At 66.4% G+C, this 7565-nt stretch carries 11 protein-coding genes and 1 tRNA gene; 8 read left to right on the top strand and 4 right to left on the bottom strand.

Annotated elements, in window-relative coordinates; genetic code table 11:
* Positions 1-138 precede the first annotated feature (138 nt).
* The 6 genes from KDB67_RS10470 to KDB67_RS10445 are packed head-to-tail and all read left to right on the top strand — an operon-like array spanning position 139 to position 4004.
* Positions 139-537: a DUF2746 domain-containing protein gene (locus KDB67_RS10470; RefSeq protein ID WP_291015542.1), complete on the top strand. Its 399-nt coding sequence runs from the start codon at positions 139-141 to the stop codon at positions 535-537.
* Complete coding sequence (locus KDB67_RS10465) at positions 534-1718, top strand: hypothetical protein (protein ID WP_291015541.1); 1185 nt, start codon at positions 534-536, stop codon at positions 1716-1718. The genes KDB67_RS10470 and KDB67_RS10465 overlap by 4 nt, the downstream gene beginning before the upstream one ends.
* Positions 1715-2092 (top strand): hypothetical protein, encoded by a 378-nt coding sequence (locus KDB67_RS10460; RefSeq protein ID WP_291015540.1) that lies wholly within the window; start codon positions 1715-1717, stop codon positions 2090-2092. Before KDB67_RS10465 ends, KDB67_RS10460 begins: the two co-directional genes overlap by 4 nt.
* A complete protein-coding gene (locus tag KDB67_RS10455; RefSeq protein ID WP_291015539.1) occupies positions 2092-2424 on the top strand; it encodes a hypothetical protein in 333 nt (110 codons plus the stop codon). The genes KDB67_RS10460 and KDB67_RS10455 overlap by 1 nt, the downstream gene beginning before the upstream one ends.
* 26 nt (positions 2425-2450) lie before the next feature.
* Positions 2451-2789, top strand: coding sequence for a hypothetical protein (locus tag KDB67_RS10450; RefSeq protein WP_291015538.1), 339 nt, complete (start codon positions 2451-2453; stop codon positions 2787-2789).
* Between the two features lie 3 nt (positions 2790-2792).
* Positions 2793-4004 carry a hypothetical protein gene (locus KDB67_RS10445; RefSeq protein WP_291015536.1) on the top strand — a complete coding sequence of 404 codons (1212 nt, stop codon included), beginning with the start codon at positions 2793-2795 and terminating at the stop codon, positions 4002-4004.
* A 253-nt stretch (positions 4005-4257) separates the two neighbouring features.
* Here the strand turns inward: KDB67_RS10445 and KDB67_RS10440 are convergent.
* Positions 4258-4339, bottom strand: a tRNA-Leu gene (locus KDB67_RS10440).
* A 60-nt stretch (positions 4340-4399) separates the two neighbouring features.
* Between KDB67_RS10440 and KDB67_RS10435 the strand changes: the two genes are divergently transcribed.
* Together KDB67_RS10435 and KDB67_RS10430 are read left to right on the top strand one after the other, a co-directional pair.
* Positions 4400-4843, top strand: a complete 444-nt coding sequence (locus tag KDB67_RS10435; RefSeq protein ID WP_291015534.1) for a transcriptional regulator — start codon at positions 4400-4402, stop codon at positions 4841-4843.
* A 51-nt stretch (positions 4844-4894) separates the two neighbouring features.
* Positions 4895-5239 (top strand): DUF3817 domain-containing protein, encoded by a 345-nt coding sequence (locus tag KDB67_RS10430; RefSeq protein ID WP_291015532.1) that lies wholly within the window; start codon positions 4895-4897, stop codon positions 5237-5239.
* A gap of 118 nt (positions 5240-5357) precedes the next feature.
* On the opposite strand, the gene KDB67_RS10425 is transcribed toward KDB67_RS10430, so the two are convergent.
* From KDB67_RS10425 to KDB67_RS10415, 3 genes are all read right to left on the bottom strand, one after another.
* The gene (locus tag KDB67_RS10425) at positions 5358-5975 is read right to left on the bottom strand and encodes a non-canonical purine NTP pyrophosphatase (RefSeq protein WP_291015530.1); all 618 of its coding nucleotides are present in this window, start codon (positions 5973-5975) and stop codon (positions 5358-5360) included.
* A complete protein-coding gene (gene rph / locus KDB67_RS10420; RefSeq protein ID WP_291015528.1) occupies positions 5972-6727 on the bottom strand; it encodes a ribonuclease PH in 756 nt (251 codons plus the stop codon). The genes KDB67_RS10425 and rph overlap by 4 nt, the downstream gene beginning before the upstream one ends.
* 61 nt (positions 6728-6788) lie before the next feature.
* A complete protein-coding gene (locus tag KDB67_RS10415) occupies positions 6789-7547 on the bottom strand; it encodes a cyclic nucleotide-degrading phosphodiesterase (protein ID WP_291015526.1) in 759 nt (252 codons plus the stop codon).
* Positions 7548-7565 lie beyond the last annotated feature (18 nt).

The following is a 7565-nucleotide window of genomic DNA, read 5'->3' as shown; positions in this document are numbered from 1 at the left end:
CGCAGATGACGTGGCTGGGACGGTGGTGGACAGGGCGCGCGCGGCGGGCTGGTCCGAGCACGATCCGCGTTACCTCGGACTCGCGGCGGGCGATGCGGCGCAGGCGTTTCTGGCGGCTGTCGGCGGGCGGCATACCCGGTGACTCAGGATGCGAATGACTGGTTCGATATCGGCGCGTATTTCCTGATCGCGTTGCCGGGGATTTTGGCTGCGGTGTTCACGTGGCGGATCAAGGTTCAGGCCAATGAGATCCGCGATCAGGTCACCAATGATCACAATACGAATCTGCGTGATGACATTGATCGGCTCGCGGCCCGTGTCGAGGTGGCGGTGGCGGCGGTGGAGGGCCTGGCCCGTCAGCGTGATCAGGATGCGCTGGCGATCGTCGACCTGGATCGGCGGACCAACCGTATCGGTGAGGAGGTCCGCACCGACCGCGCGCAGCTGCTCAAGGTGCAGGCCGACCTGTACCAGCTGGAGGCCGGGGCCAGGCGTGTGGTGACCAGGTATCACCCGGAAGAGGGAGAGACGTTGTGACGACCCCGAATCTGCCTGATGCGTCGAACCTTCCCGAAGGGGTGCTGACCATCGGTGAGCTGCCCGCTCATCATCAGAATCTGAATCCGGAGGTGGTGGCCGATCAGACCAAGGACAAGATCGGCGACCAGCTGCTGGCCACCCCCGGCGGCACGATGACCAACGGCCCGATGACAGCGATCACCACCATGTTCGGTGAGTTGCTCGGCGACATCGCCGACGACTCGTCGGCGACGACTGTCGAGGAACCGGCTGATGTGCAGCCGCTGGTGCAGAACTTCTTCGGCGGCGCAGCATCGAATCTCGGGAATCTGCTGCTGGAATTCTTACTCGGCGGCGGCGCATTGGCGCCAATGTCGTTGGTGGAAAACCTGATCACCGGCATCTTCTCGGGCTGGTTTGGTTCGGCCCCGGATGAGTCGACTCCCGAGCGTGCGAACTACACCATCAGAGCGATCAAGGATGCGGTGCTCAACGGCTACATCGTGTCCACGTTCACCTCGTCGGGGGTGTTCACGGTCACTGATCAGATGACGGAATTGGTGGTGATCTGCGTCGGGGGTGGACGTACCGGATCGTCGGGTGTGTGGAGTCAGTATGGTGCGGGCGGTGCGGGCGGTGTCGGAGGCGGATACCAGGTGTACACGCTGGATGTGTCCGAGATATTGGACGGCGAATCGTCGGTGGATGTGCCGGTGACCATCGCGGCAGAGAACGGGGATACGTCATTTGGCTCATTCGCGGCGTCATTTCCTGGCGCTGGAGGCATCGCGAGTCCGTATGGGTTCACGCCGACATCATCGTCTCCCGGTGCGGGCGGTGCGGGCGGAACCTCGATCCCCGCGGGGTCCGGCTTCTACAACCCGGCTCCGGGGGCAGCTGGTGAGCCGTCTGCGGTGGCAGCTGGTGGCCTGGGTGGTGCTCCCCGGTCACGCGGCGGGAACGGTAATAGTGCTGATCCGGCGGCGGTCACGAAAAGTGGCGGATCCGGTGCGGGTGGCGGTGGGTCGGCGAGTGATCTGTTGTCCGGCAACAAGGGCGGCGCGGGCGGCAACGGCGGCTACCCCGGGGGTGGTGGTGGCGGGGGTGGCGGCGCAGGTGGCGGCGCAGGTGCCGCCCCTGGTGCCGGCGGATACGGCGCGCCCGGAGTGTTCTTCGCCTTGAGGAAAGAACGGTCATGATTGACGCAATATTGTTGTGGGAGAACGACTCCCGTTACTGTCCGGTAACCAACCTGTACCGGTGCGCTGATGGCCGGCACCTGCTGGTCACCTACCCGCGGTTGGATGTGCTCGGCACCATCGCTGGTCTCCCCGGCATGGCCGAAACGCTCGAAGCGGTCGGTATCCAGGTCGGCCCCCACTCGCAGCATCAGGCCGAACAACTGTGCACCGAGGTGTTTCTCGCCGACGAGAACGGGTGCGTCGTCGATGCTGACGGGGACCCCGCCAACGGCATGACCGCGCTCCTGCGGTGCGCATCTGCGGTCCCGATCCATGAAGCGCTCGCCCAGCTCGGCTACCGCGAGGTCCGCCCGACCGTAGAGGAGCAATGATGGCTGGTCACCGGCCCGCACACGAGGCACTCATCCTGTCCCGGGGTGCGGACTTCGTCCATTCCTGGACCATTGCCGACCTTGACCCCGACCTCGACCCGGCGGTGGTGGCGCGGATCGAGTTCGCCCGCAACCCCGCCACCACCGCCGCGGTCATCACCACCTGGACGGCATCGGAGATCACCGCCCGCACCATCGCATTCCGGCAGGAATCGGCGGTGTGCGACGCACTGCCGGCGGGGTTGCGGTACCGGCTGATGCTGACCGTCCCCCAGACCGGTGACGACCTCGACATCTGCCTCGCGGTCGGCAACGTCCACCGAATCCAATAGCAGTACAAAAGAGATAGGAGAAGTGCATGCCACTGTCGCAAGGTTCAACCAAGGAGGCCCTGGCCGGGGACCTCGCCGTAAAGGCCACCTGGGTCGCGGCGATGACGTCGGCATCAGCGGAGGCATCCGCTGCCCGCAAACAGACCACCTGGTCGTCGGGTACGGCCGGGGATGGTGTCTACACCGGATCGCAGGTGGAGATCGACGTCCCGGCCGGCGTGTACACGCATATCGGATACTTCCTCGCGTCCACGGGCGGCTCGCTGGTGCAGGTGAACGAGATCAAGGCCGGTGGCTCACCTGCGCCGCAGGAGTTCACGGGCGCGGGCAAGCTGCTTGTGACACCGCAGATCGAGGTCGACTAACCGATGTCGGTGTCGTCTCTGCCGTCGATGGCCGGGTCGGTGTCGTCTCTGCCGTCGATGGCCGGGTCGGTGTCGTCCCTGCCGCCGGGCACGATCCCGCAGCCGCCGCTGTCGATCATCTCCCGCATCACCGCCACCGTCACGTGGACCGAGACCATCCTCGCCGTCCGGTCGATCACCGACGTGACGACCGTGGCCGCGGTGTGGGCATCGGAGGTCGGCACCGTCCAGGCGCTCACCGATATCACCACCGTAAGCGCGGCATGGTCCGAACAGATCACCGCCGTCCGAGCCATCACCGACATCACCACCGTGGCCGCCACCATCGGCGAGACCGCGATCGTGGCGCATGCTGTCACCGACGTGACGACCGTGGACGTGGTGTGGTCACAGATCGTGGTCCCGGCTATCGCCATCACCGACGTCACGACGGTCGCTGCCGCCTACAGCGAGCAGGTGTCGGCGATCCGGGCAATCACCGACGTCACCACCGTCGGTGTCACCTACAGCGAGGTGGTGGAGGCGCAGGGCGGGGGCCGTACCCTCACCGACGTCACGACCGTCGGGGTTACCTGGTCCGAGCAGGTCATCGCAGCGGTCGATCTCGACGACCTCACCACCGCCACGATCGCATGGTCGCAGACCGTCGTCCCGGCCCGCCTGGTCACCGACCTCACCTCGGTGACCGCCATCATCAGCGAGGAGGTGATCGCCGTGCGGGCAGTCACCGACGTGACGACGGTCGCGGTCACCTACAGCGAGCAGGTGTCGGCAATCCGGATGATCACCGACATCACCAGCGTGGCCGCCACCTACAGTGAGCAGGTCCAGGCGCAAACCCTCGACCGGCAGCGGATCGTCAAGTCCGGCAATCGGACCATCGCCTACGCCACCGTCGACCCGGTGAACAACTGGACCTCCGACGGCACCTACCCGGCGACCGTGTCGGACCACAAAATGGTGGTGTCAGGGTCGGGAACGGCCACCGTCACAGCCCGTGTCGCGAACACCGGTCCGAGTGGGGGTACCGGCCGGATCAAGCGCAACGGCACCGAGATCGGCAGTGCCGCACTCCCAGGCTCAACCACGACGACGATCACGGTCACCGGCGTCTCGCTCACCGATGGCGACCTCCTGCACCTGGCCGTCACCGGCTCCGGGACCAACATGACCGTGCAGGGCACCAACACCTGGCTCGATGCCAATCCGGCCTAGACACTCCCGCCCAGTGGCCCTGATACGGTGCCGACACCCCAGATCGACGAGAGCCCCCACCCATTGCGGGTGGGGGCTCTTCTGTTGTTTCAGGTCCGGTGCCCCGCGTGAGAGTCGGCCGGAGTCCTTGCCCAATTCTTGCCCAATTCTGTTACACATACCGGCACCAATGCACACCTTCGCACACCCACCGATTCGGGCCATCTATGCTGGTCAACCACCAAAAACGGGGTTGACCAGCACGTTCGAATAGTGCGCGAGGGGGGACTTGAACCCCCACGTCCTTAGACACTGGAACCTAAATCCAGCGCGTCTGCCAATTCCGCCACTCGCGCGTGCGCCGCCAAGCGTACCGCGTGCGCTGTGACCTGCGTCGTACGGGTACCGTCGGGGACATGGATTCTGCCCGTTCCGGCCGCACCCGCCACCGGCCCGCGCTGATCGTGCTGGTCGTGGTCGCCGCGGCGGCGTGTCTGGCGCTGGCGTGGTGGCAGTGGTCGCGATATGAGTCGGCGTCGGGCACCGCCCAGAACCTGGGGTACGCCCTGCAGTGGCCTGCGTTCGCGGCGGCGGTGGTGTACGCCTATCGGCGGTTCGTCGTGCTGGAGAACGATGCCGGCGAGGTCGAGAAGCTCTCGCCGCGAAGCAAGGGTGCCGTCGAGATCCCGGACGGCATCCTGCCCGAGCGCCAGAGTTTACCGAGCGCGGAATCGTTGATCGCACCGATCGATCCGGGTGCCGATGCCGGCCTGCGCGAATACAACCGGTATCTGGCCGAACTGAACCGGGCCGACGCCCCGCGTCGTGGCGTTGACGATCCCGAACCCACCTCGCGCTGACCACAACCTGTCGTCAACCGTTTGCCCGCATCACGTGTAAGGAAGTTGTTCGTGCCCGAGATCAGCACCACCAAACCCACCGCATCCACCGCATCGGTCAAGAGCGCACTCCTGCGTTACCGGGTGCTCGCGTGGATCACCGGACTCTGGTTGCTGCTGCTGGTCGCCGAGCTCACCCTCAAGTACGGCTTCGATGTCGACGCCCTCGACTTCGTGCCGATCGTGCACGGGTGGGTGTACTTCGTGTACCTGATCATGGCCGTCGACCTGGCCATCAAGGTGCGGTGGTCGGCGGGGAAGATCATCTGGACCGCGCTCGCCGGGACGATTCCGTTCCTGTCGTTCGTTGTCGAGCATCAGCGGACGAAGGAAGTGAAGGCGCAGTTCGGGATCTGAGGGCGGGTGTCGGGGTTGCGTCATGCGGTCGGGTCACCGGACCCTTCGTGACCCTCGCTCCTTCGTCGCTTCGGCCTCAGGGATCAAGATGATTAGTTACCTTGACCAGATCTCGGGGCTAGCCGGCGGCGAGGGCGCGGAGTTCGGGGACGAGGGCGGACAAGGCCTTGCCGCGGTGGCTGAGGGAGTCTTTTTCTTCGGCGCTCAGTTCGGCCGATGATCGGCCGGCGGCGAGGGCGTCGGCGGGCAGGAACAGTGGGTCGTAGCCGAAACCGTTGATGCCGTGCGGTTCTCGTGCGAGAGTGCCTCGCCATTCGCCGCGCACCACGGTTTCGGTACCGTCGGGACGGACCAGCGCGCATGCCGAGACGAACGCCGCACCGCGACGATCGTCGGGAACATCCGACAGCTGGGCCAGCAGCAGCGTGTTGTTGGCGGCATCGTCGCCGTGGGTCCCGCTCCACCGCGCTGACAGCACCCCCGGCATCCCGTTGAGGGCGTCAACGCTGATCCCCGAATCGTCGGCGAGAGTGGGCAGTCCGGTTGCGGCGGCACCCGTGCGCGCCTTGATCAGCGCATTGTCCTCGAACGTCGCGCCGTCCTCGGGCAGTTCGGCGAACTCGGGGACGTCATCGAGACCCACCACATCGAGACCGGTGATCCCGGCCGCCGCGACGACGCGGCGCAGTTCGGTGAGCTTCTTGGCATTTCGGCTGGCCAGCAGGATCGTCGTCACTTGGCACCCGGCAGATCACCCGGATACGGCAGCGCCAACGCCTCGCGCTGAGCCTCGAACAGGGCGTCGGTGCCGATCTCGGCCATGTCGAGCAGCTTCTCCAGGGTGGCGCGCGGGAACGTCGCACCCTCCCCCGTACCCTGCACCTCGACGAGGGTACCGGCGTCGGTGGCCACCACGTTCATGTCGACCTCGGCGCGCGAATCCTCCTCGTACGGCAGGTCCAGGCGCACCCGGCCGTCGACGACGCCGACGCTGACCGCGGCGATCGCGCACGAGAGCGGCTGCGGATCCTTGAGTTTGCCGGCCGCCCCCAGCCAGGTGACGGCATCGGCGAGGGCCACGTACGCGCCGGTGATGGAGGCGGTGCGGGTGCCGCCGTCGGCCTGCAGGACGTCGCAGTCGACGGCGATGGTGTTCTCCCCCAGCGCGGCCAGGTCGATGCAGGCCCGCAGTGACCGCCCGACGAGGCGGCTGATCTCGTGGGTGCGGCCGCCGATCTTGCCGCGCACCGACTCGCGGGAGGACCGCTCATGTGTCGACGACGGCAGCATCGCGTACTCGGCCGTCAGCCAGCCGAGCCCGGAACCCTTGCGCCAGCGCGGTACACCCTCGGTGACGCTCGCCGTGCACAGGACGCGGGTCCCGCCGAACTCGACGAGTACCGAACCCGCCGGATGGGAGGTGAATCCACGGGTGAAGGTGATGGGGCGGAGTTCGTCGTCGGCGCGGCCGTCTGCTCGTGTCGTCACGGTGTCCAACTCTATCGGTGACCGCGCACGCGGCCGGACGGGTACCCGTCCCGCGTGGCGGCTACAGCTCGAAAGACTGTCCCTGGGAGACCATCTCGATGCGGCCGCTGAACGTCTGCCGAACCTCGTCGTAGATGGCCTCCTTGGACGTCCACGGCGGCACATGGGTAATGGCCAGCAGCTTCACGTTGGCCTTGGTCGCGGCCTCACCGGCCTCGATGCCCGACAGATGCAGGTGCGGGGGCCGTTCGGAAGGCGCATGCGTCCACGACGCCTCGCACAGGAACAGGTCTGCGTCGGTGGCCAGATCGACGAGTTCGTCGCACGGTGCGGTGTCGCCGCTGTACGCGAGTACTTTGCCGTCGGGGGCGGTGATCCGGAATCCATACGAATTGGGGACATGGTCGACGACGAAGGGCCGGATCGTGAATCCGCCCAATTGCACGTCGTCGGTACCCCATTCGTGGACGTCGAAGGTGTCGGTGATGTCGTCGAGCTGACCGGGAACCTCCGAGGACCCAGCACCGATCCGCGCGCGGCATCCGGGCGGACCCCACAGCGGGGCCCGTTCGGTGGCCGGTTCGGGCGCGTACCGACGCCATACGAGCATCGCCGCCAGATCCATGCAGTGGTCGGCGTGCAGGTGGCTGAGCATGACCGCGACCTCGCGTGGGTTGACGACCCGCTGCAGTTCACCGAAGGCACCGGGGCCGCACTCCATGATCACAGGCTGATGTCCGGGAAGCTGCAAAAGGTACCCCGAGCATGCAGCACCGGGGCCACCCACACTCCCTGAACATCCGAGCACGGTTAAGCGCATTCCCCTACCTTGCCATGC

The sequence above is a fragment of the Gordonia sp. (in: high G+C Gram-positive bacteria) genome, from assembly GCF_020438995.1.
Classification (GTDB): Bacteria; Actinomycetota; Actinomycetes; order Mycobacteriales; family Mycobacteriaceae; genus Gordonia.
This window is presented reverse-complemented; position numbering and strand designations above follow the sequence as displayed.